Genomic DNA, 22,770 nt, shown 5'->3' with positions numbered 1-22,770 from the left:
GCGCCTCAGAGCAGGCTCTTGTACACGTGGTAGGTGACCGTCTTGTAGCCGAGTGACTCGTAGAGCCGCTCGGCCGGGGTGTTGCCCGCGAAGACGTTCAGCTGGATGGCGGGCAGACCGGCCGCCACGCCCTGCGCCTCGGCCAGGAGCATCAGGGTGCGGCCGTGGCCCTTGCCCCGATGACGCGCGTCGGACTCGACCTTGTAGACGAAGGCGTTGCCGTCACGGCGGCCCGTCCAGAGCGTGCCCACCCCGGTGCCCTCGTGCTCCAGGACGCTGAAGAGCATGTCCGCGGTGGCGAGTCCGTCGGGCAGGAAATCGGCGTTGCTCTGCAGAGCCCTGGTCCGGGCCTCGGCCTCGGGCACCCCGCGCGCGGTCCAGCTCAGGATGAAGTCCTCCGTCCCGCGGTCCTCCCACGGGCCGTACTCCTCCTGGGTCATGGGCCGACCCCGGCTCCCCTCGGGCAGTTCGGGCGCGGTGTCGCCGAGGGGCTTCTCCATGTGGCGGTTGCGGACCACGTATCCGAGGTTGGTCGCCATCTTGAGTGCCGCCTCCGCCTCCGCGGGCACGGATGCCTCGATCCGATCGCAGCCCCACCCCCGCGTCACCTCCTCGGCGGCCAACGCGGCCACGGTGCCCCGGCCACGACGACGGTCCGGTTCCTCGATGCGCAGATCCAGGATCTGGGCCACGGACTCGCCGAAGAACGGACTCGTGCCGAGGTGTATCGCGCCGACGGGACGGCTGTTCACACACACCTGGTAGCGGCGTGAACGCGTCCCGTCTGCCTCGCGCTGAAGCGGCTCGGTCGGCCGCAGGGTCGTGGTCATCAACTGTGTTCTACCCGACCCGGAGCACCAGGTCAGCCTATTAAATCGGGCTTCTACGGATCAAGGTCGTCGCCCGACCGCTCGTCGAAGACGCGCATCGCCTTGGCGGTCACCGGCCCTGCCACACCCGGGAGTTGGCGGTCGTCGAGCAGATGGACGGCCTGTACGTCCCGCAGCGAGGACGTCAGGAAGACCTCGTCGGCGCGCTCCAGGACGTCCAGCGGCAGGTCGGTCTCCTTCGCGCCGGTCCATTCGACGGTCAGGGCGCGGGTGATCCCGGCGAGGCAGCCGGAGGTGACCGGCGGGGTGTGGATCTCACCGTCCAGGACGACGAAGACGTTCGACCCTGTGCCTTCGCAGAGTTGGCCGACCGTGTTGGCGAACAGGGCCTCGGAGGCGCCGTGTTGGTGGGCGCGGGCGAGGGCGACGACGTTCTCGGCGTAGGACGTGGTCTTGAGGCCGGCGAGGGCGCCGCGCTCGTTGCGGGTCCAGGGGACCGTGACGACTGACGTGGAGTCCGGGCGGCGGCTTGCCTCACCGAGGGCGACCACAAGGGTCGGCCCGTGCTCGCCGCGATCCGAGCCGAGGGGGCCGTGGCCGCCCGTGTAGGTGATGCGGAGCCTGCCGAACGGCATCGGGTTGGCGGCGAGGACGGCCGCGCAGCCGCGGCGGACCTCGTCCAGGTCGGGGTCGGGGAGGCCGAGGCCGCGTGCGGAGCGGGTCAGCCGGTCGAGATGGCGGGTCAGCGCGAACGTCTTCCCGCCCGTCGCCTTCACCGTCTCGAAAATGCCGTCGCCCACGGTCAGTCCGTGGTCGAAGACGGAGACGCGGGCGGACTCGATGTCCTGTAGCCCGCCGTCGAGCCAGATCTTCATGAAAGAGCCCCTCCGCTCACCTCGTACGCGCCCGACGCTACCGCGAGCAGCCGTGACGCCTTCAGCTCGGTCTCCCGCCACTCCCCCTCGGGGTCCGACCCCCAGGTGATGCCGGCGCCGGTGCCGAAGCGGAGCATGCCGTCGGCGCGGTCGATCCAGAAGGTGCGGATGCCGACGGCCAGTTCGCCGGTGCCCCGGTCGGCGTCGACCCAGCCGATGCCCCCGCAATAGGGGCCCCGGGGCGCGGTCTCCAGGGCGTCGATGATGCGCAGGGCACTGGACTTGGGGGCACCGGTGACACTCCCGGGCGGGAAGGCGGCGGCCAGCAGCTCCGGCCAGCCCGCGTCCGTGGGCAGCTCACCCCGGACCGTCGACACGAGATGGACGAGACCGGGGTGCTTCTCGACGACACACAGGTCCGGCACGGTCACGGTCCCCGTGGCGCAGACACGCCCGAGGTCGTTGCGGACCAGGTCCACGATCATCACGTTCTCGGCGTAGTCCTTCTGCAGCAGGTCCGCCTCCGTCCGCCCGGTGCCCTTGATCGGGCCGGACTCGACGACCCGCCCGGTGCGGCGCAGGAAGAGCTCGGGTGACGCGGTGGATATCTCGACACCGTCACCGGGCAGCCGGATCGTTCCTGCGTACGGCGCCGGGTTGCCGCGCGCGAGCAGCGCGGTGAGGGCGTCCACGTCGGCGTCGGGGGCGATGGGCGCGGACAGGACGCGGCACAGGTTGGCCTGGTAGACCTCGCCGGCCGCGATGTGCTCCCGGATGCGGCGGACGCCGGCGGTGTAGGCGGCGCGGTCGAGGGAGGTGGTCCAGGCGCCGGTCGCGGGGCCGTGCCAGGCGCCGGGGACGGGTGCCGGGACCGGTTCGGGTCGTACGTCGCTGAAGCGCGCGCAGGTCAGACGGCCCTCGAAGTCGGCAGCGACCGCCCAGAAGCCGGTGGAGTCCAGGGCCGCGGGATCGCTGGTGACATCGAGGAGGCCGGTGGCGACGCGGCCGCCGAAGCGGGCGAGAGGAGCGAGGTCGAGCACACCGTCGAGTCTATGGCGGGTGTCTCACAGGTTGCCCGGCCATGTCACCGCGGCCGCCTTGACCATGTGTTCCCGTAGTCGCAGGCCAGCACGCTGCACAAACGCGTTTTTGTGCTGGCCCCGGAATCCGCTAGAGTTCAACTCGTCGCCGCGACGCGCAAGCCGAGCGGAAACGACAAGCGGACGTAGCTCAGTTGGTAGAGCGCAACCTTGCCAAGGTTGAGGTCGCCAGTTCGAACCTGGTCGTCCGCTCGCAGGAAGTGGGGGATCTTCCCGAACCCCTACGCTCCTGGTGGAGTGGCCGAGAGGCGAGGCAACGGCCTGCAAAGCCGTCTACACGGGTTCAAATCCCGTCTCCACCTCCAAGGACGATTAGCTCAGCGGGAGAGCGCTTCCCTGACACGGAAGAGGTCACTGGTTCAATCCCAGTATCGTCCACTGGTCCGCAAGGATCCCCGCGCGATTAGCTCAGCGGGAGAGCGCTTCCCTGACACGGAAGAGGTCACTGGTTCAATCCCAGTATCGCGCACGCACCGCCCATGATCCCCGGATCGTGGTCTCGAGGACGATTAGCTCAGCGGGAGAGCGCTTCCCTGACACGGAAGAGGTCACTGGTTCAATCCCAGTATCGTCCACACACCGGAGCCCCCGGCCGTCTCGTACGGCCGGGGGTTCTTCCGTGTGCCGGTCAGCTGGAGAACAGCATGTGGCCGAAGCTCTTGTGGCGGTGGTGGCCGCCGTGACCTCCGTAGTGGCCACCGCCGTGACCGCCGCCGTGCGGGGCGCCCCAGGCGGGCGCGGGCGGGGCGGGGTAGGCCTGCGGGCCCGGGGGCGGTGGGGCCGGCTGCTGCCACTGCGACTCCACGCGGGTCAGCGCCTCCAGCTCGCCGTAGTCGAGGAAGATCCCCCGGCAGTTGCTGCACTGTTCGATCTGGACACCGTTGCGGTTGTACGTGTGCATCGGCGCATGGCACTTCGGACACTGCATGCTCGGCTCAACTCCTCGGCCGTTGGTACGTCTTCGTGTTTCCCCAGGACAGACTCCGTCCGACCCCGGTCGGTTGCACCCTACTTCGCGAATCCGGGCGTCAACTCGGGCGGGACGGAACCCATTCGGTCACAGGCGTCCACCACCGCTCCCTCCACCTCGTCCAGTGGACGGCCCGCCGCGACCGCCTTGACGATGGCGAGAGCCGCGGTCTGCACGGTGAGCGCGCGGGCCGGGACGTCCAGGGCGGGCCAGGGGTCGCCGTCGGTGGGAACCGCCGGGCCGCCGGCCGCGCGGTACGCGGCCAGGAAGCGGGTCCACTCTTCGGGCGGGAGCAGCCCGCAGGCGTACCAGGCGGCGGGGCGAGCCAGGTCCCATCCGGGGACTCCTACACCCAGGTCATCGACGTCGATCAGCTGCCAGGGGCCGTCGGGGGCCGGGTGCCGGACGAGCTGGCCGAGGTGGAGGTCGCCGTGGCAGAGGGTGGTCGTGTCGGGCTGGGGCGCCTCCGCGCGGGCCCAGGCCGGGAGCAGGGTCCAGGCGTGCAGGACGGGGGCTGCGGCGGGGTGGCCGCCGCTTGTCTCGCGGAGGCGGGTGACCGCGCGGACCGCCTTGAGGGGGCCGCGCATGGGTGGGAGAGGGGTCGGGGCGGGGGTGCGGTGGAGGCGGGCTAGGAGGGTGGCCGCGGCTTCCCAGGGGGCCGCGTCCGGATCCTCCGGGTCCACGGGGGTGCCGTAGGGCCAGAACGTCACCTGGCGGTCGTGCAGGGTGACGGGGGTGGGGTCCAGTGGGGGCAGGAGGATGCCTGGGAGGTGTGCGGCGGCGGTGAGGCGGGCGGTGAGGTCCGTGGGGTTTGTGTTGGGGGCGTGGGCCTTGGCGACGGTGGCCGCGTGGCGGACGACTGTGCCGTCGGGGCGGTCCGTGAGCGTGCGGGTTGCTCCGCAAGGGCAGGCGGAGGTTCGGGTGTGCGCCGCGGTTATGGCTCGGGCTGTCAGCTCGGGCAGCAGTTGGTGGGTGGTCACGGGGTCCCCTGGGTCGTACGGCTTTCGATGGGAGCGTACGGCTCGGTACGTGGGTCCGGTGCAGGTCGGTGGGGGCTGGTCGCGCCCACTCGGCGGAGCCGAAAATCGATGCGGCCCCGCGCCCCTATGGGGCGCTCCGGCCCAGGGTGTTTTCCCGCGAGGGCAAAGCAAAGCCGGCGCAGCTCCCCAGCTGCGCCGGCTTTTTTTGCCGTCCGCCGCACCCCCGTCCCCACGGGGTTTCATGGGTTGATGTCCCCGCCCGGACCGCTCTTCCGGGCCTGGGGTCGCCGCTCAGCGCCCCAGCATCACTCCCACGGACGACGCCTGTGTGGCCACGGTCTCCCAGCCGTCGAAGACGACGAGGAGCAGGACCGCCAGGGGAAGTGCCATCAAGGTCGCCACCAGCGGGTGGCGACGGCCCGTGCGGCGGGTGCGGAACGCCGCGTTGTACGCCTTGCGTCCCTCTTCGCGGATCAATGCCCGCGGTGCCGTGTGGGCCATGGTCCCTCTCCTGACCGTGCTCCGTTGACCGAACTCAGTTGTCGTTGGCAGCGGCGGGTGTCTGACCTCGGGGGACGAGTGCTGCACCCGCCGCTTGACCTCAAATCTAGGCGTGCGGCGGGTGCGGGTCGTCATGCCCTCGTACCGATTGGCGGGCCTCCCGGAGGATGAGCAATGACCTGCGAACTACTCCCCTGGGTGGAGACGGGGACCTAGGTCTCGGGGTCTTCCCTGAGGGGGCGTCCGGTGTGCCCCGCTTTCTCTGAGCTGTCCTCGCGCGGAACCGGCTGCTCGACCAGGGCGAGGACCCTGGTCGCCATGAAACGGGCGGTGCGGACGACGGAGCCGCTGCGGGTGACTTCGCTCACTTCCACGACACCTCGTCGTACCGCCGTCTCCACCCTGCGGCCTGCCCTGCTCGCCACCACCTCGTATGTACGTGTGGTGTCGCCGGCGTCCACCACTATCTCGACGCGATCACCCTTCACGCGCTCAATCCCCCTTCTGTGATGGTTGGTTGGGGTCGGGGGCGATATGAAGTCCTGCTCTTCGCACGGCCTCTGACCACCCTTCAAAGTTTCCCACCCGGCACTGACAATCCGTCGGTCCGAGAGGGCGCGGCCTTTGCGCGCGGGCGGCTGTGGAAACGTAAGCTGTCGCTCGTCACACGGACCGGGCAGCGGGGATGAACATGGCGATGATGCGCCTGAGGCGCGAGGACCCGCGCGTCGTCGGCTCGTTCAGGCTTCACAGACGGCTCGGCGCGGGCGGAATGGGCGTCGTCTACCTGGGCTCCGACCGCAAGGGGCAGCGGGTCGCGCTGAAGGTCATCCGGCCGGATCTGGCGGAGGACCAGGAGTTCCGTTCGCGGTTCGCGCGCGAGGTGTCGGCCGCCCGGCGGATCCGCGGCGGGTGCACGGCGCGGCTGGTCGCGGCGGACCTTGAGGCGGACCGGCCGTGGTTCGCCACGCAGTACGTGCCCGGGCCCTCCCTGCACGACAAGGTCGCCGACGAGGGCGCGCTCGGCGCGGCCGAGGTCGCCGCGATCGGGGCCGCGCTGTCGGAGGGGCTCGTCGCCGTCCACGAGGCCGGGGTCGTCCACCGGGACCTCAAACCGTCGAACATCCTCCTCTCCCCCAAGGGCCCGCGGATCATCGACTTCGGTATCGCCTGGGCGACCGGTGCCTCGACGCTCACGCACGTCGGTACGGCGGTCGGTTCGCCCGGCTTCCTCGCGCCCGAGCAGGTGCGCGGGGCGGCTGTCACGCCGGCCACGGACGTGTTCTCGCTCGGTGCCACGCTGGCGTACGCCTCGACGTCCGACTCGCCCTTCGGGCACGGCAGTTCCGAGGTGATGCTGTACCGCGTGGTGCACGAGGAGGCGCACCTGCACGGCGTACCGGACGCGCTCGCCCCGCTGGTCCGCGCGTGCCTGGCGAAGGACCCCGAGGAGCGGCCCAGCACCCTCCAACTGTCCTTGCGCCTCAAGGAGATCGCCGCCCGCGAGGCCCAAGGTCTGTCGGATGTACGACCGCCCGCGCCGCGTGGCAGCGAGGCCGACCGGCCCACGGGGCGGCTCACCGAGAGCTATCCGGAGCAGCAGCGCACGCAGGGCGGTCGGCGCCCGCAGGGTCCGCAGGGCACCCCGGCGCCGCGCGGTGCCGCCCCGCCGTCGCGGGGCGGTGGCAGTGCGTCACGCGGGGGCGGGGTCCCGTCCCGGCCGAGTCAGGCGCGGCCGACTCCGGCGGGGCGCAACACCACCCGCTCCGGCAACGGCAGCGGCAGCGGCAGCCGTCCCGCTCCGCGCAGCGGCACCGGGCGCCCCGGACCGCGCACCACAGGCACCGGACGGCGCCCCGCCAACCCGCGCCTGCTGCGCCAGCGGCTGTTCGTGTTCGTCGTGGTGACCCTGCTGGTCGCGCTCGGTATCGCGGTGGCCCAGGGCTGCTCGGGGCCGGCGCACGGGCTTGGGCGCACGGGGGGCGGTGCACCGCAGGGGCACGAGAGGGTCGTAGCGGCGGATGGGCGGTTCGGGGCTGTGGGCGGTTTCGCCGGGTAGTTCGCGGTGAGGTGTCGTGGGGTTGTTGTTTCGCCCCCGCCGCTCCTACCCGTCCCGTCCTCAGGGGCTGCCGCCCCTTTGCGGCCTTGGGGAACATCGGTACAGCCGTTGGCGCTGAGAATGATCACGGGTCTAGCTGAGGATCTCCGTATTCGGGTGAGGCTGGGCCTGGAGACGTTCGCGGAGGTCGATCTCCTCAGGGGTGAGCGAATCTTCTGTCCGGCGGATGCGTGCGGGCTTGGGCCCCAGCGGCAGGCCGTCGTCCGCCGCGGCTTCCTCAGCTTCGGCGAACGCCCGGTAGAGCGAGGCGACCGAGGGGTTCTTGCCCGCGTTCTTCCCGGTCTTGATGACCAGCTTCTTCGCGATCTCGGGGACGGGGACGCCCTTGTCCTTGAGCGCGACGGCGAAGGTGAGCATGTCGTCGTCGATGACCTTCGGGCGTCCGCCGTGGTTGCCCTTGGCCGCTGCGGTGACCTGGCCTTCGAGGGTCTTCTCCCGGATGTAGTTGCGCTCGATCTGCCCGGCGACGGCGAGTACGGCGAAGAACATGGCGCCCATGCCGTTGGGGTCGTAGATGCCGGTGAGCGGGCCGGTGAGGAGTTCGAGTTGGATGCCGCCGGCCTGAAGCCCGGCGGACAGAGTCATCAGCTCGGCGGCGTTGCGTGCGAGGCGCTTAAGCTCGTGGACGGTGAAGATGACCGGCGTCTCGGGGGCGGCCTCCTTGAACTGGCGGGCCAGGGCGAGTGCCTTCTCCAGCTCGGGCCGCACCTTGATGCGGGTGCTGATCTGCTCCTGGAAGACCTTGTGGCACTCCGCGCGGTGGAGGGCTTCGAGCTGGCTCGCCAGTTCCTGGCGGGCGGTCGACGTCCTCGCGTACCCGATCCGCACCGGCCGCTCGGTGCGGGGCGCCGGCACGACGGCGAGCGCGGGGCCCTGCTTCCACGCGCGGCCGGGGAGCCGGTCGGCGGGGACGGGGATCTCCAATTCCTCGCGGAGCGCGGGGACGAGGACGAAGCGCGGGGTGTGGTACTTCGCGGCGGTCTTCCCGCCCCGGGTTCGGCAGGCGCTGCCTGCGGGCGCGTCACAGTTCGGGCAGTCGTGACGTTCTACTGCCAATGCGGCCTGATCGGGCGTGAGATTCATGGCCGCAGCCTCTCAGAAGTGCCTCGCACAACGCGCCTGTTTTGAGAGGCCTTTTGCGAACGGCGACCTGGGGAAATGTGATTGCTCCTGGGGCTCTCGCAGAACTCTCACAGATGTTCATTTATGAGAGACCGTCATCAAGGCTGCGACGAGCTATCGGGACCTCGCCTCTGGAGGCACACTCACACGACGCGGCGCCTCACGACGAGAACGGCGAGTGCGATCGTGATCAGCGGCCAGAGCGTGTACACGATCCAGGAGCCGGGGACCGTGGCGGTGTAGCCCAGGGATCCGGGTTGCGGCCCCCAGTTTTGGACCAGGCGATTCCAGGCGGCCGACACCAGCGCGTGTTTGATGTCTGCCGACCAGCGGTTGCTCTCCGAGAACATGGTGGGCAGCATCAGCAGGGTGAAGATGCTGGTGACCATGGTCCCGGCGGCATGCCGGAGCAGAACGCCGAGGCCCAGACCGACCAGGGCACAGACTGGAGCCAGCAACGCGGATGCCACCAGCGCCCGGAACACCCCGGGGTGGGTGATCGGAACGCCGGCATGGTGCCCGTCCAGGATGGCCTGGGAGACCAGGAAGGAACCGGTGGAGGCGGCCGTGCCGACCGCGGTCCACAGCACAGCGGTGACGGCCGCCTTGGCCAGCACGACCGAGCCGCGGGCCGGGACGGCCACGGTGGTGGTGCGGATCAGCCCGCTGCTGTACTCGCTCACGACGGTGAGGGCGCCCATGCTGCTGGCGACGAGCATCAGAGTCCAGTAGCCGGCCGCCGGGTAGGCGTCGAAGGGCAGGAAATCAGCGGGGCCCGAGCCCGCGGCCTTGTCCGCCAGCGTGGCCACGGCGGCGGACCCGACGACGAACAGGAGGGTGAGGCCGATGGTCCACGGGGTGGAGCGCAGGGACCGCATCTTGATCCACTCGGAGGCGAGCAGGTCGCGGAAGCGGGCGGGCGGCCCGGCGACGGGGGTGGTCGGGGAGACGGAGGCGAGTGTGGTCATCGGGGCTGTCCTGCCACGTATTCGACGCTGTCGGCGGTCAGTTGCATGAAGGCCGCCTCCAGCGAGGCGGTATGGGTGGTCAGCTCGTCCAGCCGGATACCGTTCTCGAAGGCGAGCGCCCCGATCCGGTCCGCCGGGAGCCCGGTCACGGCGAGCTTCTCGGCGCCGGCCGAGCCCTCCGGCTCGACCGAGGCGCCCGCTGCGGTCAGCACCGCTGCCAGCTCGGCGGCCTGTGGTGTCCCCACCACAACACTGCTACCGGTGCTGCGAGCCGCGAAGTCCCGCAGCGGCTCGGCGGCGATGAGGCGGCCCCGGCCGATGACGACCAGCTGGTCGGCGGTGTTCTCCATCTCCGACATCAGGTGGCTGGAGAGGAAGACCGTGCGCCCCTCGGCGGCCAGGCGCCGGAAGAGCCGGCGTATCCAGAGCACGCCCTCCGGGTCCATGCCGTTGATCGGCTCGTCGAACAAGAGCACGGGCGGGTCGCCGAGCAGGGCGGTGGCGATGCCCAGGCGCTGCTTCATGCCGAGGGAGAATCCGCCGATGCGGCGGTTCGCCACCTCGGCCAGCCCTACCTCCTGAAGCACCTCGTCCACCCGGCGCCGCGGGATGCCGTTGCTGCGGGCCAGAGCGGAAAGGTGGGCGACGGCGCTGCGTCCGCCGTGGATCTGTCCGGCGTCGAGGAGGGCGCCGACGTGCCGCAGTCCGCGCGGGTGGCGGTGGAAGGGGATGCCGCTGACGGTGGCGGCGCCGGTGGTGGGCGCGTCCAGGCCGAGGATCATCCGCAGGGTGGTGGACTTGCCGGCCCCGTTGGGGCCGAGGAATCCGGTGACCTGGCCCGGCCGCACGGTGAAGGACAGATGGTCGACGGCCGTCTTGCTGCCGTAGCGCTTGGTGAGTTCACTGACTTCGATCACGGTACCCACACTGCCGAGCGGACCCGCGTCCGGACATGGGGCCGAGGGCGGCAATCGTGCGGCCGCACTGGCCCGTGGGCGTACGTCCCCGGGCTGATGCCACGCCCGTGGTGGCCGGTTAGTCTCGCGGCGTGAACCCCATGACGACCACTTCGTTGCCTGCGCGCATCGCGCACCGCGGCCTTGTTCCCGAGAGGCCACACCGCCGATGACGAGAACCAAGGCCGTGGCCTGGGCGGGGGGTGCCTCTTACCTCCTGGTTGTGGGTCTGCTGGTGGGGGGCGCGCCGCGGGCGTCGGGCACGGTCCACGGTGTCGGAGCACTGCTGGCTGTGAGCCTGCTCGCCGGCGTCGTGCGACAGATGCCGCTGCTGGCTCTGGCCATGGCACTCTTCGGATCCACTGCTGTGGTGGTGGGCCCTCCGAGTTCTGGCCATGAGAGCCCGGCGGCGTCATACCACGGCCAGTTCCTGTCGTATGTGGCGGTGGACCTCGTTCTGGGCTTCATCGTCGCCACCCGCGCACGGCGCGCTTCGATTGTGGCCGTGGCCGTGTCCTTCGCCGTGCAGCTCTTGGTAATCGGCGTCTTCGCGCACGGGGACAGCCTGGCCGTCAACGAGGTGATCGCTCTCCTGGCGTTCGCCGCATCCTGCATGGCCGGTCTGCTCAGTCGCGAGCGCCGCGAGCACGCGGTGGCGCTGCGTGCACAGGAGGTGGCCGAGGCCGTGACCGCCGAACGGCTGCGGATCGCACGGGAGCTGCACGACATGGTCGCGCACAGCATCGGCATCATCGCCATTCAGGCCGGTGTGGGCAGCCGGGTCATCCAGACCCAGCCGGCGGAGGCGCGCGAGGCCCTGCGCGCCATCGAGGCCACCAGCAGAGAGACTCTGTCGGGCCTTCGCCGCACGCTGGTGTCGCTCCGTCAGGCTGACCGGGGCGCGAGCACTTCGGAGCAGTCACCGCGCGCACCCTCGCCGGGGCTGGCGGACGTCGAACGGCTGGCGGCAGCCACCGCGGACGCGGGGGTACGCGTCGACGTGCGCCGCAGCGGGGAGCAGCGTCCTGTGCCGGCCGACATCGACCTGTCCGCCTACCGCATCGTGCAGGAGGCGCTGACCAACGTGGTCCGCCACGCGGCCACCGGGCGTTGCCGGGTGGCCATCGACTACGGAGACGAGGAGCTGTCCGTGGAGGTCGTCGACGACGGGCGTGGCGCCACCGGGAACGGCTCGGCCCACGGCTTCGGCATCATCGGGATGCGGGAGCGGGTCGGTCTGCTGGGCGGCGGGCTCAGCGCCGGGCCGCGCCCTGAGGGCGGCTTCCGGGTCGCAGCCCGGCTGCCGCTGCCCGCACCCGTCGGAATTCCGGTGGAGGCCCGATGACCATCCGGGTGGTGCTCGCCGACGACCAGCCGTTGGTTCGGTCCGGTCTCCGCGTGATCATGGCCGATCACACCGACCTGGAGGTCGTCGGTGAAGCCGCCACTGGCGCCGAGGCCGTCCAACTGGTCAGGGATGCCAGCCCCGACGTCGTGGTCATGGACATCCGGATGCCCGGCATGGACGGGATCGAGGCCACCCGCCTGATAACGGCCGGTCCGGCAACCACTCGCGTTCTCGTCCTGACCACCTTCGACGAGGACGACCATGTCTACGGCGCGCTCCGGGCCGGCGCGAGCGGCTTCGTGGTCAAGGACATGGCGCTGGACGACATCCTCGCGGCGATCCGCGTGGTCGCCGCCGGCGACGCACTGATCGCGCCGGGTGTGACGCGCCGTCTGATCGCCGACTTCATCGGGCGGCGTCCGGCGGCAGCTCCGGAGCGCTCCCCACGGCCGGTCGAGGGCATCACCGAGCGGGAACGGGAAGTTCTGACCCTGGTCGGACGCGGCCGGTCGAACACCGAGATCGCCGACGACCTCTTCATCACGGTGGCCACCGCCAAGTCGCACGTGTCACGGCTGCTCACCAAATTGGGCGCTAGGGACCGGGTCCAGCTCGTCATCACCGCCTATGAGATGGGGCTCGTCACCCTGCCTCGCTGATGGCGTCCCCGGCCCCCATGGCGAAGCCGGGAATACCCTGTCGCTCACGTCTCGTGTACGAGCCGCCAAAGGAGCAGCCGCCACCACGCCACCCACTGCGGCTGTAAACAGGACTGGCCGGTCCCGGGCTGGCTCAGTCCTCTCCGTCGTCGTCATCGTCGAGGTTGACGGCGTCCGGGTCGCGCAGGGGCCGCAGCCCGTCAACCGGCTGGGAGGCGGTGAAGCTGTAGCGGCCGAGCACGTTGAGGTTTCGGTGCTTGAGCGGGGACAGCCGGGCGATGTCCTCGTCCCGGATCTCGTGGCCCTCTGCGCGGAGCTGGGCAACGGCGGCGTCGATGTACCGGGTGGTCCAGAGCACCACAGCGTTGAGGACCAGGCCGAGCGAGCCGAGCTGGTCCTCCATCCCGTCCCGGTACGCCTGGCGGATAGTGCCGCGCTTGCCGTGGCATACGTCGCGGGCCAGCTTGTGCCGGGACTCCTGCACGGTGAGCTGCCGGTTCATCTGCCGCCGGTAGGTGTCATCGACCGGGTCCACGACCCGCAGCAGGTGCTCAGTCTTGGCGATCCGCCCGTACTCAGCGAATGCCTGTCCCAACGGGGTCGGGTGGCCCTCGCGGCCGAACATCCGCAGCAGGTCGTAGGCGCGGACCTGGTTGGTGACCAGGGAACCGGCGACCCGCAGCATGTCGGGCCAGTGCGTGATCACCTTGTTCAGGTTGACCCGGTTGCGGGCCAACGGCTCCAGCGGTCCGTATGTGCCGGTCTCGACGCCGGGCAGGGACGCGCGCCAGAACCGCTGGTCGTCCAGGTCCTTGAACCGGGGGCTGAAGTTGTAGCCCAGGATGCGGAAGATGCCGAACACGATGTCGCTGTACGAGGCGTTGTCGGTGGCAACCATCTCCGGCTTCACCCCGCCGTCGAGGTTCAGCAGGGCATCCAGGATGTGCAGGGAGTCGCGCGGGGTGCCCGGCACGACCATCTGCCCGATCCCGGCAACCTGGTCGTTGACGGCGTTGAGCCAGGTGATGCCGCGCTTGAACCCGAAGTACTTCGGCGACGGGGCGGCGTTGATGGTGCGCACGGGGACGACGAACCGCAGCCCGTCCACCGAGGCCAGCAGCCCGTCCCCCCAGTACCGCACGATCGGCACTTGGCCCTGCGCCTCGATCAGCACCGCGTTCGCCGCGGCGATGGTGTCGGCACGCAGGTAGAACTGGTCGACGTGCACCAACCGGGCTCTGGTCAGCGCCTCGTGGCCGGAGTTGATGACCGGGGTCATGCCGATGTTGCACGCCTCCGAGACCAGGAGGGCCACCAGGGAAGTGATCAGGTCCTTCATTCGGGTCGTGCCGTCGCCCAGGTGCACGAAAGCGTCCAGAAACCCGGTCCAGCCGTGCACCTCGAAGAGCAGTTCCGGCAGGTCGATCTTCGGAAGCATCTTCTCCACCCGGCCCCGCAGCCAGGCCAGCGACTTCGGCTCGCCCAACGCGCCGAGCTTGGACACGTTCAGCTTCGCCCGGCCGCCCGCAGGGACATCGATGGAGACCTTCGTTTCCTGCCCGGCCGTCTCCAGCCGCTCCGCCATCTGCTTCCACGCCGCGTCCAGCACCGTCACCAGCGCGGCCAGGTGCTCCTCGACCGGCATGTCCAGGCTCAGCCCGGCCAGGACATCCTCGCGGACCGCCTCCCACTCGGTGCCGTCCAGCAGCCGGGCGCGCGGGTCGGACCAGCGGTGCGAGGGAGAGGCGAACACGTCCCGGCGTTGAAGCGCGCGGTGCAGTTGCTCCAGCACGCACACGACGTACGCGTCCCGGTCCACCGCCCCCGGCGGCAGCTCGGCGTTGGCGTACACCGACTTGCGCCACGCGGCCGGCACCAGCTTGTCGTCGACCTCTCGCGGCAGCAGCGGCTTGTCCTTCACCCGCCGCCGCGCCAACGCGGGCAACCGCTTCACCCCGGCCAGGATGCGGGCCCCTCCGCTCGCCGCGTCCAGCGCCTTCGACTCGCCCAACAGCGACAGGAACGGCCGCACCGTGTTGTACCGGGTGGCCAGCGCCGCCCGCATGGCGACCGCCGCCGAGTCCTCGTCCTCCGGCACCAGCGAGACCACCATCGCGGCCGAGCTCATCACCACCGCCCGCGGCGCGATCTCCTCCACCGCCCGCCACAACGCCGCCGCGTCCAGATCCGTGCCGTGTGCCTCGACCAACTCCAGCTCCTCGAACAGCACCTTCGCCGCCCGGGCCAGGGTCCGCGACGCCTTCTCCAGCTGCGGCAGCGTCGAGAGCCGTTCCTTGTCCGTGGCCCTCTTCGCCGTGCTGATCAGCCTCGTCGCCATCAGCACCGAGAACAGGTCCAGCGCCTCGTCGATCGCCTTGGCCTCAAGGTGGCGCATCACCGCGGTGAGCATCGCCGTGCGCTTGGGCTCCGCGGCCCGCTCCAGGCTCGCGGCCTTGGACCCCAGCCCGTACCGGGCCAGCGCCGCGAGCCGGTTCGGCGGGATCTGCGACAGCCTCAACCGGCCCAGCTGGAACGCGCCGATCTCATCGACCCGCTCCAGCGACCGCGCGAAGGCCGTGCCCGTCGTGCGCGTCGGCGGCCGGCGCAGCCGCTCCAGCTCCGAGTACCGGCCGCCCTCCGGCGTCACCAGCGTGGCCACCAAGTCCGCCGGCAGCGCCGGGTCCGCGCGGTGAGCCGCCCTGGCAACGGTGGCGTGCAGCCGCTTCTCCGCGATCGTGCGAACCTCGGACACCTGCCGGGCCAGCACCGAGACACCCGGCAGCAGCACCCGGTTCCGCCGCAGCCAGCCCACCGCCTGGTTGAACAGCGCGACCGGCCCCTCCGCATGCGTCCACGCCCGGCCGTGCAAGAACGTACGGAACTTCCGACCCCACCCCGGATCGTCGTACGGGTGGTAGCCGTAGGCGTCCCGGATCTCCCACGCATGCTCGTACGCCGTCTTCAGCCGCTCGGTGTACCGCTTCACGCACGACGGGTCCTCGATGCCGAGCTGCGCGGCCAGGTGCTCGACCACCGGCCACGGCACCGCGACGGGGTCCTCCAGGAACAGCCCCACGTAGCGGACCGTGCACATCTGGAGGGCGAAGCCCAGTTGGTGATACTTCGTTCGCCGCAGCGCGATCAGATCCCGGTCGACGTCGTCCAGGAAGAAGAACCGCTCCAGCTCAGGTCTCGTCGGCTCCTCGGCGAACTTCCCGTACACCTCGGCCTGATCATCAGTTAAGAACTCCACCGGCATGGCCCGGACCGTAGGCAGGCCCCGCCCGTGATCGACGATCTTTCAGCGAACCCCCGCTCCGGGGACGATCGCTGTGCTCGCCGACCATGATCAATCTCAGCGCCAACGGCTGTACCGATGTTCCCCAAGGCCGCTTTGGCCCCGCCTGGGGGCTGCTGCGCCCACAGACCCCCGTCGGTCCTGAAAGGGCCTCGTCCTCAAACGCCGGACAGGCTGGATTGTGGCCTGGGCCAAAAGTGTGCGGCCCCAGCCCCGCCTACAACCCCGGCAGCACCCGCTCGAAGAACTCGCGGTCCGCGTCGAAGAGTGGGGTCATCGTCAGGAACTCGGCCGGGGTGACCCAGCGGACCTCGGAGACCTCGCCCGGGTCGGGGACGATGGTGCCGTTGCCTGTTTCGGTGGCGGTCCACCAGTGGAGGCGGAAACTGCCGTCGTCGGTCTCGGACTGCCAGACCTTGGCCAGGGGGGAGACCGCGAGGCCGACCTCCTCGTGGACCTCTCTGACCAGGGCTTCTTCCTGGGTCTCGCCGGGTTCGAGCTTGCCGCTGAGCGGGGCCCAGTAGCCGGAGCGGGCGGAGTCGGGGCCGCGGCGGATGACCAGGACGCGGTCCGCGCGCCGGAGGACTGCGACGATCGCCTCGCGCTGGGCCAAGCCGTTCTCCTAGAGTTCGGGGCGGCCGGTGGCCACCGCGTAGAAGGCTACGGCAGCCGCGGCGCCCACGTTCAGCGAGTCGACGCCGTGGGCCATCGGGATGCGGACCCATTCGTCGGCGGCGACCAGGGCCTGTGTGGAGAGGCCGTCGCCCTCCGCGCCGAGCATCAGGGCGACCCGGTCCATGCGGTGCGGGGCGGCCTCGTCGAGGCTCTTCGCCTTCTCGTCGGGGGTGAGGGCGAGGAGCGTGAAGCCTGCCTCGCGGACCGACTCCAGGCCCTTGGGCCAGCTGTCGAGCCGGGCGTAGGGGACGGAGAACACCGCGCCCATCGAGACCTTCACGCTGCGGCGGTAGAGGGGGTCCGCGCAGTCCGGGGAGAGCAATACCGCGTCCATGCCCAGCGCCGCCGCCGAGCGGAAGATCGCGCCGATGTTGGTGTGGTCGTTGACCGACTCCATGACGACGACCCTGCGGGTGGTCTGGAGGAGTTCGTGCGCCGTGGGGAGCGGTTTGCGCTGCATCGAGGCGAGCGCGCCCCGGTGGACGTGGTAGCCGGTGACGCGTTCGGCGAGTTCGGGGCTCACCGCGTAGACGGGGGCCGGGAGTTCGTCGATGACGTCCCGCATGACGTCGACCCACTTCGCGGACAGCAGCATCGAGCGCATCTCGTAGCCCGCGTCCTTGGCCCGTCTGATGACCTTCTCGCCCTCGGCGATGAACAGGCCCTCGGCCGGTTCGCGCTTGCGGCGCAGCTCTACGTCGGTCAGGCCCGTGTAATCACGCAGGCGCGGGTCGTCGGGATCCTCAACGGTGATGAGATCGGCCACAGGGTGATACTGCCTTGTCCTGGGTGTCGTGCCAACGGCTGGGAACGGGTTGTGTTACCCGGGGTTACGCAAGCGCCTCGGGGCCTACGGTGACGACCGCGCCGATGACGATCACCGCCGGCGGTTTCACGTCCTCGGTGCGCACGGTCTCGCCGACCGTCGCGAGGGTCGCGTCCACCCGGCGCTGAGAGGCGGTCGTGCCCTCTTGGACCAGAGCAACCGGGGTGTCGGCCGGCTTGCCGTGCGCGATCAGGGTCTCGGCGATCTTCCCTATCTTGTCCACGCCCATGAGAACCACCAGCGTGCCGGTGAGCTTCGCGAGGGACGGCCAGTCGACCAGGGAGCGCTCGTCGTCAGGGGCGACATGGCCGCTGACCACCGTGAACTCGTGTGCGACTCCGCGATGGGTGACCGGGATACCGGCCGCGCCCGGTACCGAGATCGAACTGGAGATGCCCGGCACGACCGTGCACGGGATGCCGGCCTCGGCGAGTGCCTGGACCTCCTCCATGCCACGGCCGTAGACGAACGGGTCGCCGCCCTTCAGTCGTACGACCGACTTGCCCTGCTTGGCGTGTTCGATCAGGGCGTTGTTGATGGCCTCCTGGGCCATGTAACGGCCGTAGGGGATCTTCGCCGCGTCGATCACCTCGACGTGCGGGGGGAGTTCGGCGAGGAGGTCGCGGGGGCCGAGGCGGTCGGCGATGACGACGTCGGCCTCGGCGAGGAGGCGGCGGCCGCGGACCGTGATGAGGTCCGGGTCGCCGGGGCCGCCGCCGACGAGGGCGACGCCCGGGGTGCGGGTGCGGTGGTGGGGGGCGACGAGGGTGCCGTCGCGCAGGCCCGCGACGACCGCGTCCCGGATGGCGGCGGTGTGGCGGGGGTCCCGGCCGCGCGCGTCCGTGGTGAGTACGGCGACGGTGACGCCCTCACTGTGGCCGGTCGCCGGGGTCCAGGCGGTGGCCCGGTCGGCGTCGTCTGAGCGCACGCACCAGACGCGGTGCGCTTCCGCCTCGGCGGAGGCGGCGGTGTTGGCCTCGGGGTCGGTGGTGGCGATCAGGGCGTACCAGGCGTCCGCGAGGTCGCCGTCCGCGTACGGGCGTCGCTCCCAGGTGATCTCGCCCGCGTCCGCCATCGCCTCGACGGACGGGGTCGCCTCGGGGGACACGAGGAGGATGTCCGCGCCCGCCGCGATCAGCGCCGGCAGCCGGCGCTGGGCGACCTGGCCGCCGCCCAGGACGACGACCCTGCGGCCGGTGAGGCGGAGGCCTACGGGGTAGGCGGGGTTTTCGGCCATGAGGTTGCGGCTCCTCTTTTACGGCGGGTTGCCCGGCGTGCTTTTCGGCGTGCGGTGGCCCTGACGTGCAGATTTTACGGGCAGGGCGCTGTGGCGGCTCAGCCGGTCCACTGGCTGAGCCGCCACAGCACCTTGCGGGCGCCTACTTTTCGGTCACCCCGGCGGAATCGAACGTCGCCACCTCGTGCATCGCCCGCGCCGTGCTCTGCACCAGCGGCAGGGCGAGCAGCGCGCCCGTGCCCTCGCCGAGGCGGAGGTCGAGGTCGACCAGGGGGCGCAGGCCAAGCTTGTTGAGGGCGGCGACGTGCCCCGGTTCGGCGCTGCGGTGACCCGCGATGCAGGCCGCGAGGACCTCGGGGGCGATCGCCCGGGCCACCAGGGCGGCGGCGCCGGCGCTGACGCCGTCCAGGATCACCGGCGTACGCAGGGAGGCGCCGCCGAGCAGCAGGCCGACCATGGCCGCGTGCTCGAAGCCGCCGATCGCGGCGAGTACGCCGATGGGGTCGGCGGGGTCCGGCTGGTGGAGTTCGATCGCGCGGCGCACGACCTCCGTCTTGCGGGCCAGGGTCTCGTCGTTGATACCGGTGCCCCGGCCGGTGACATCGGCGGGGTCGGTGTCCGTGAACACCGAGATCAGGGCGGCGGACGCGGTGGTGTTCGCGATGCCCATCTCACCGGTGAGCAAAGCCCTGTTGCCGGCCGCCACCAGGTCGCGGGCCGTCTCGATGCCCACCTCGATGGCCTGCTTGGCCTCCTCGCGGGACATCGCCGGACCGGTCGTCATGTCGGACGTACCGGCACGGATCTTGCGGGGCAACAGGCCCGGCGTGGCGGGGAGTTCGGATGCCACACCGACATCCACGACACACACCTCGGCGCCCACCTGGCTCGCGAAGGCGTTGCAAACGGCGCCGCCGCCAAGGAAGTTGGCGACCATCTGGGCCGTGACCTCCTGCGGCCAGGGGGTGACCCCCTGCGCGTGCACACCGTGGTCGCCCGCGAAGATCGCGACGGCCGCGGGCTCCGGGATCGGCGGCGGGCACTGCCGGGAAAGCCCGGACAGCTGCGCGGAGATGATCTCCAGCATGCCGAGCGAGCCCGGCGGCTTCGTCATCCGCTTCTGCCGCTCCCACGCCTCGCCGAGCGCCTTCGCGTCCAGCGGGCGGATCCCGGCGACCGTCTCCGCGAGCAGGTCGTGCGGGTCCTCACCGGGCAGGGCACGGCGGCCGTACGTCTCCTCGTGCACGACCCACGACAGCGGGCGGCGCTTGGACCAGCCCGCCTGCATCAGCTCGGGCTCCTCCGGGAACTCGTCGACGTAGCCGACGCAGAGGTACGCGATGACCTCCAGGTGCTCCGGCAGACCGAGCGCGCGAACCATCTCGCGCTCGTCGAAGAAGCTGACCCAGCCGACCCCGAGGCCCTCGGCGCGGGCCGCGAGCCACAGGTTCTCCACCGCGAGGGCGGCGGAGTACGGCGCCATCTGCGGCTGGGTGTGGCGGCCCAGGGTGTGCCGGCCGCCGCGGGTCGGGTCGGCGGTGACGACGATGTTCACCGGAGTGTCGAGGATCGCCTCGATCTTCAGTTCCTTGAACTGCTTCGCCCTGCCCTTCGGCAGCGACTTGGCGTACGCCTCGCGCTGGCTCTGGGCCAGTTCGTGCATGTTGCGGCGGGTGTCGGCGGAACGGATGACCACGAAGTCCCACGGCTGGGAGTGGCCGACGGACGGCGCCGTGTGCGCCGCCTCCAGCACACGCAGCAGCACGTCGTGCGGGATCGGGTCGCTGCGGAAGCCGTTGCGGATGTCACGGCGCTCGCGCATCACCTTCAGCACGGCCTCGCGCTCGGCGTCGTCGTAGGCGGGTGCGGCAGGGCCGGTGGACTCCCGTACGTCTTCCACTGCGGCCGTGCTCTCTTCTTCCTGGTCGGCGGCCCGGGTGTCCAGGTCGTCCGCGTGCTGTACGAGTTCGGGCTCACCTTCGGCGTCGGCATCGGCCTCTCGGGGGCCGGGGACGGTGGCGAAGGCTTCCGCGCCGCCCGACGGATCCTCCGTGGGGAGGGTGAGGGGGTGCGGCGGGGTCGGTGCGAGGTGTGGGGTGGTGGGCACCGAGCCCTCCACCGGCACGAAGCGGCCGAGTGAGTCGTCGGGGTTGGGGCCCACCGGGACGGCCTGGGGCACCTCGGCGAACTCGGCGAACTCGGCTTCCGGGGTGGCGGGTTCGGCGAGGGGAGCGGGGAGCTCGGAGGCGGGGGGCTGCTCGGTGGAGAGCGGGGCGTGCGGATCGGCGGCTTCCGCTCCGTGGCCCTCGGCGGTGGTCGGCTGCGGCGCGAGTGCCGGCTCCGCTTCCACCGCGAACTGCTGGTCCGGTACGGCTTCGGGCGCGGCGGTGGGCTGGAAAGCCAGGTCGCCCGGGGTCGCGTCGAGGAGGGCGGGTGAGTCTTCGACGACTGGAGTGGGGACGGCCTCCTCGACGGGCGTGACCGCAGTCTCGGGGTGTGCCTCGTCAAGGGCCGGGACCGGGACCGGGGCCGGGACCGGGACCGGGGCCGGGACCGGGACCGGGGCCGGGACCGGGACCGGGGCCGGGACCGGGATGGCTTCGGCGAGAGGCGCCGAGTCGTCGGCCGTGGGTGCGGGTTGCTCGGTGTCCGAGGCGGGGGCGAGGGGCTCGGCGTCGGGGGTGAGCGGGGTCTCGACTGCCGTAGGAACAGGGGAAGTTGACCCGGCGTCCTGGACATGGACCTCGCCGGCCTCGTCGAGGGGAGCGGTCTCCTGGGCCTGAGCGGCGTCGAAACCCTGGTCCCCCTCTGCGTGGCTCGGCTCCGCAGCGGCTACGGCTTCCGGGGTCGGGGGGACAACGAACGCGCCCTCGGGGGTCTGCGCGGCTTCGGAAACGGGGATGCCGTCCTGCACGAGCGTGGCATCGGGCGCAGGGCCTGCGCTGTGCAGGAGTTCGCCCTCGGCGCCGGAGTCGAATGCGGGCTCAGGGTCTACCCCGGCACCGTAAGCCACCCCGGCCTCAACACCCTGGTCGAACCCGGCGTCGACAGCCTCTCCGGCCCCCGGCACCGCCCCGGCGCCCAATCCCTCAGCACCTTCCGGCAGTTGACCCGCCTCAGGGACACCGACAGGTTCGGAGCTCTCCGTGCTCGCGTAAACCGAAGAAGCAGAAGAAGCAGAGGACTCCACAGCGGACGCCGTCGGCGCCGTCTCCACCGCGTACAGCTGGCCATGCCCCTGCCAGGCCTCCCCCGCGTCGGGGGCCTGCGCCAAGCCCGGGCCCGGCTCGGAAGCCGGGGTGAGCCCGGTGTCCACGGCCGTGGCGACTCCCCCGTTCACCGCTTCCGTGGCGAGCCTCGCCACCGCGGACTGGGCCGCGCCGTCGGGCTCCGGGGCCGCTTCGGCCGCCGGTGCCGGGGCAGCCGTTTCCGCGGTTCGCACCCCTGCGGCGACCGAGGAGTGGGCGCCCCAGGGGGCCGCGCCCTGCGGGGGCAGGTCACGGAGTTGGGGGGCGTCGAGGTACTCGGGGCTGGTCGTCGGCGGGCCGGACTGACGTACCGGCGCACCGGCGGGGCCGCGGTCGGCGAGGGAGCGGACCGGGCTCGCGGAGGTGTCGGGGAGGGGAGGGCCGAGGTGCAGCGGGCGGCGCGGGGTGACCGGCGCGGACGGCGGTTCGGCGAGCCGGACGCCGCCGAGGTCCACGGAGCCGCTGTCCCGGCCCGCCGTCTCGTGCGGACCCGGCTCATCCAGAACCGACTCGGGCGAACCCGACTCGGGCGAAAGCTGCCCGTGCTGAGCCGACTCGTGCGGACCCTGCCCGTACGGAGCCGGCTCGAGCGGAGCGGGCTCCTGGACGGTCTCGACGACCGGCACGGGGACGGGGGGCGGGACCTCGTTGCCCCAGGCGCCCTGGGCGCCCGGCAGTAGCAACAGGTCCTCGTCCTCGGCGGTGGTCTCGGAGAGGTAGGTGTACGCGCCGTGTGCGGGAACGCTCGGCTGTTCCACCATGCCTGCGTTCTCCGGCAACCCCTCGGCCGGGACCTGGCCGGTGTCGGTCATGCGTACCCCTCGCCCATCGGTTAGTGCTTCTACGACCCGCTCACCGGGAACGGCGCACCGACCGCCCCGCAGTGGAGAACGAGCGTGCCTGTCCAGCGGCACGAACGACCCGACGCCAAAAAGCGACAAAGCCATTGAGACGACAAAGCCATTGAATGGCATTGTCGCGGCCGTTGCGCCGTCACGGCAGCTTGATCCGCGACAGCCCGCTGTGGACTGCGCCACGTTGCGCGTCCTCCGGTTCCG

18 protein-coding genes and 5 tRNA genes are annotated in these 22,770 nt (G+C 71.2%); 8 read left to right on the top strand and 15 right to left on the bottom strand.

Features of this window, described 5'->3' with window-relative positions:
• Positions 1–5: 5 nt before the first annotated feature.
• The 3 genes from OH768_RS42220 to OH768_RS42210 are packed head-to-tail and all read right to left on the bottom strand — an operon-like array spanning position 6 to position 2,745.
• On the bottom strand, positions 6–830 hold the full coding sequence (locus OH768_RS42220) for a GNAT family N-acetyltransferase (RefSeq protein ID WP_406461776.1): 825 nt from the start codon (positions 828–830) through the stop codon (positions 6–8).
• A gap of 53 nt (positions 831–883) precedes the next feature.
• On the bottom strand, positions 884–1,705 hold the full coding sequence (locus OH768_RS42215) for an aminotransferase class IV (protein WP_406461775.1): 822 nt from the start codon (positions 1,703–1,705) through the stop codon (positions 884–886).
• Entirely contained in the window at positions 1,702–2,745 is a 1,044-nt protein-coding gene (locus tag OH768_RS42210) for a chorismate-binding protein (RefSeq protein ID WP_406461773.1), read from the bottom strand. Before OH768_RS42210 ends, OH768_RS42215 begins: the two co-directional genes overlap by 4 nt.
• Before the next feature lie 179 nt (positions 2,746–2,924).
• Between OH768_RS42210 and OH768_RS42205 the strand changes: the two genes are divergently transcribed.
• The 5 genes from OH768_RS42205 (at position 2,925) to OH768_RS42185 (ending at position 3,380) form a co-directional block, all read left to right on the top strand.
• Positions 2,925–2,997, top strand: a tRNA-Gly gene (locus tag OH768_RS42205).
• Between the two features lie 39 nt (positions 2,998–3,036).
• Positions 3,037–3,110, top strand: a tRNA-Cys gene (locus tag OH768_RS42200).
• 1 nt (position 3,111) lies between these two features.
• A tRNA-Val gene (locus tag OH768_RS42195) sits at positions 3,112–3,183 on the top strand.
• 19 nt (positions 3,184–3,202) lie between these two features.
• Positions 3,203–3,274 (top strand) — tRNA-Val (locus OH768_RS42190).
• Positions 3,275–3,308: 34 nt separating this feature from the next.
• Positions 3,309–3,380: transfer RNA gene (locus tag OH768_RS42185), tRNA-Val, on the top strand.
• Between the two features lie 53 nt (positions 3,381–3,433).
• On the opposite strand, the gene OH768_RS42180 is transcribed toward OH768_RS42185, so the two are convergent.
• From OH768_RS42180 to OH768_RS42165, 4 genes are all read right to left on the bottom strand, one after another.
• Positions 3,434–3,733 carry a zf-TFIIB domain-containing protein gene (locus OH768_RS42180; protein WP_318015217.1) on the bottom strand — a complete coding sequence of 100 codons (300 nt, stop codon included), beginning with the start codon at positions 3,731–3,733 and terminating at the stop codon, positions 3,434–3,436.
• An 80-nt stretch (positions 3,734–3,813) separates the two neighbouring features.
• Entirely contained in the window at positions 3,814–4,755 is a 942-nt protein-coding gene (locus OH768_RS42175; RefSeq protein WP_406461772.1) for a phosphotransferase family protein, read from the bottom strand.
• Between the two features lie 291 nt (positions 4,756–5,046).
• On the bottom strand, positions 5,047–5,256 hold the full coding sequence (locus tag OH768_RS42170) for a hypothetical protein (protein ID WP_026178166.1): 210 nt from the start codon (positions 5,254–5,256) through the stop codon (positions 5,047–5,049).
• Between the two features lie 212 nt (positions 5,257–5,468).
• Positions 5,469–5,744: a hypothetical protein gene (locus OH768_RS42165; RefSeq protein WP_362972044.1), complete on the bottom strand. Its 276-nt coding sequence runs from the start codon at positions 5,742–5,744 to the stop codon at positions 5,469–5,471.
• A gap of 197 nt (positions 5,745–5,941) precedes the next feature.
• Here OH768_RS42165 and OH768_RS42160 point away from each other — a divergent pair, with 197 nt between their 5' ends.
• Positions 5,942–7,315: a protein kinase domain-containing protein gene (locus OH768_RS42160; RefSeq protein ID WP_406461769.1), complete on the top strand. Its 1,374-nt coding sequence runs from the start codon at positions 5,942–5,944 to the stop codon at positions 7,313–7,315.
• A gap of 132 nt (positions 7,316–7,447) precedes the next feature.
• On the opposite strand, the gene OH768_RS42155 is transcribed toward OH768_RS42160, so the two are convergent.
• From OH768_RS42155 to OH768_RS42145, 3 genes are all read right to left on the bottom strand, one after another.
• Complete coding sequence (locus OH768_RS42155; RefSeq protein ID WP_406461768.1) at positions 7,448–8,458, bottom strand: recombinase family protein; 1,011 nt, start codon at positions 8,456–8,458, stop codon at positions 7,448–7,450.
• Positions 8,459–8,640: 182 nt separating this feature from the next.
• On the bottom strand, positions 8,641–9,465 hold the full coding sequence (locus tag OH768_RS42150) for an ABC transporter permease (RefSeq protein ID WP_406461767.1): 825 nt from the start codon (positions 9,463–9,465) through the stop codon (positions 8,641–8,643).
• A complete protein-coding gene (locus OH768_RS42145; protein ID WP_406461766.1) occupies positions 9,462–10,382 on the bottom strand; it encodes an ABC transporter ATP-binding protein in 921 nt (306 codons plus the stop codon). Before OH768_RS42145 ends, OH768_RS42150 begins: the two co-directional genes overlap by 4 nt.
• A 208-nt stretch (positions 10,383–10,590) precedes the next feature.
• Between OH768_RS42145 and OH768_RS42140 the strand changes: the two genes are divergently transcribed.
• Together OH768_RS42140 and OH768_RS42135 are read left to right on the top strand one after the other, a co-directional pair.
• Positions 10,591–11,766, top strand: a complete 1,176-nt coding sequence (locus tag OH768_RS42140; protein WP_406461764.1) for a sensor histidine kinase — start codon at positions 10,591–10,593, stop codon at positions 11,764–11,766.
• The gene (locus OH768_RS42135) at positions 11,763–12,428 is read left to right on the top strand and encodes a response regulator (RefSeq protein ID WP_406461763.1); all 666 of its coding nucleotides are present in this window, start codon (positions 11,763–11,765) and stop codon (positions 12,426–12,428) included. Before OH768_RS42140 ends, OH768_RS42135 begins: the two co-directional genes overlap by 4 nt.
• A 133-nt stretch (positions 12,429–12,561) precedes the next feature.
• Here OH768_RS42135 and OH768_RS42130 read toward each other — a convergent pair whose 3' ends face one another.
• The 5 genes from OH768_RS42130 to cobT all read right to left on the bottom strand — a co-directional run bounded on the left by OH768_RS42130 (position 12,562) and on the right by cobT (position 22,524).
• Positions 12,562–15,687: a Tn3 family transposase gene (locus OH768_RS42130; protein WP_406461761.1), complete on the bottom strand. Its 3,126-nt coding sequence runs from the start codon at positions 15,685–15,687 to the stop codon at positions 12,562–12,564.
• A gap of 256 nt (positions 15,688–15,943) precedes the next feature.
• Entirely contained in the window at positions 15,944–16,339 is a 396-nt protein-coding gene (locus OH768_RS42125; protein WP_406461759.1) for an NUDIX domain-containing protein, read from the bottom strand.
• 9 nt (positions 16,340–16,348) lie between these two features.
• Entirely contained in the window at positions 16,349–17,167 is an 819-nt protein-coding gene (locus tag OH768_RS42120) for an RNA methyltransferase (protein ID WP_093624585.1), read from the bottom strand.
• Positions 17,168–17,231: 64 nt separating this feature from the next.
• Positions 17,232–18,464, bottom strand: a complete 1,233-nt coding sequence (gene cobA, locus OH768_RS42115) for a uroporphyrinogen-III C-methyltransferase (RefSeq protein ID WP_406461757.1) — start codon at positions 18,462–18,464, stop codon at positions 17,232–17,234.
• Between the two features lie 142 nt (positions 18,465–18,606).
• Positions 18,607–22,524: a nicotinate-nucleotide--dimethylbenzimidazole phosphoribosyltransferase gene (gene cobT / locus OH768_RS42110; RefSeq protein ID WP_406461756.1), complete on the bottom strand. Its 3,918-nt coding sequence runs from the start codon at positions 22,522–22,524 to the stop codon at positions 18,607–18,609.
• Positions 22,525–22,770: the final 246 nt, after the last annotated feature.

Origin of the sequence: Streptomyces sp. NBC_01622, assembly GCF_045209635.1 — a bacterium.
GTDB lineage: Bacteria > Actinomycetota > Actinomycetes > Streptomycetales > Streptomycetaceae > Streptomyces.
Note: the sequence above shows the minus strand (reverse complement) of the source record. Positions and strands in the feature narration are given on the sequence as shown.

Excerpts from the sequence above, each read along its gene's own strand:
- OH768_RS42215 (WP_406461775.1), bottom strand. The coding sequence starts at position 1,705 with ATGAAGATCTGGCTCGACGGCGGGCTACAGGACATCGAGTCCGCCCGC.
- OH768_RS42140 (WP_406461764.1), top strand. The coding sequence starts at position 10,591 with ATGACGAGAACCAAGGCCGTGGCCTGGGCGGGGGGTGCCTCTTACCTC.
- cobA (WP_406461757.1), bottom strand. The coding sequence starts at position 18,464 with ATGGCCGAAAACCCCGCCTACCCCGTAGGCCTCCGCCTCACCGGCCGC.
- OH768_RS42155 (WP_406461768.1), bottom strand. The coding sequence starts at position 8,458 with ATGAATCTCACGCCCGATCAGGCCGCATTGGCAGTAGAACGTCACGAC.
- OH768_RS42170 (WP_026178166.1), bottom strand. The coding sequence starts at position 5,256 with ATGGCCCACACGGCACCGCGGGCATTGATCCGCGAAGAGGGACGCAAG.
- OH768_RS42135 (WP_406461763.1), top strand. The coding sequence starts at position 11,763 with ATGACCATCCGGGTGGTGCTCGCCGACGACCAGCCGTTGGTTCGGTCC.
- OH768_RS42220 (WP_406461776.1), bottom strand. The coding sequence starts at position 830 with ATGACCACGACCCTGCGGCCGACCGAGCCGCTTCAGCGCGAGGCAGAC.
- OH768_RS42160 (WP_406461769.1), top strand. The coding sequence starts at position 5,942 with ATGAACATGGCGATGATGCGCCTGAGGCGCGAGGACCCGCGCGTCGTC.
- OH768_RS42150 (WP_406461767.1), bottom strand. The coding sequence starts at position 9,465 with ATGACCACACTCGCCTCCGTCTCCCCGACCACCCCCGTCGCCGGGCCG.
- OH768_RS42130 (WP_406461761.1), bottom strand. The coding sequence starts at position 15,687 with ATGCCGGTGGAGTTCTTAACTGATGATCAGGCCGAGGTGTACGGGAAG.
- cobT (WP_406461756.1), bottom strand. The coding sequence starts at position 22,524 with ATGACCGACACCGGCCAGGTCCCGGCCGAGGGGTTGCCGGAGAACGCA.
- OH768_RS42180 (WP_318015217.1), bottom strand. The coding sequence starts at position 3,733 with ATGCAGTGTCCGAAGTGCCATGCGCCGATGCACACGTACAACCGCAAC.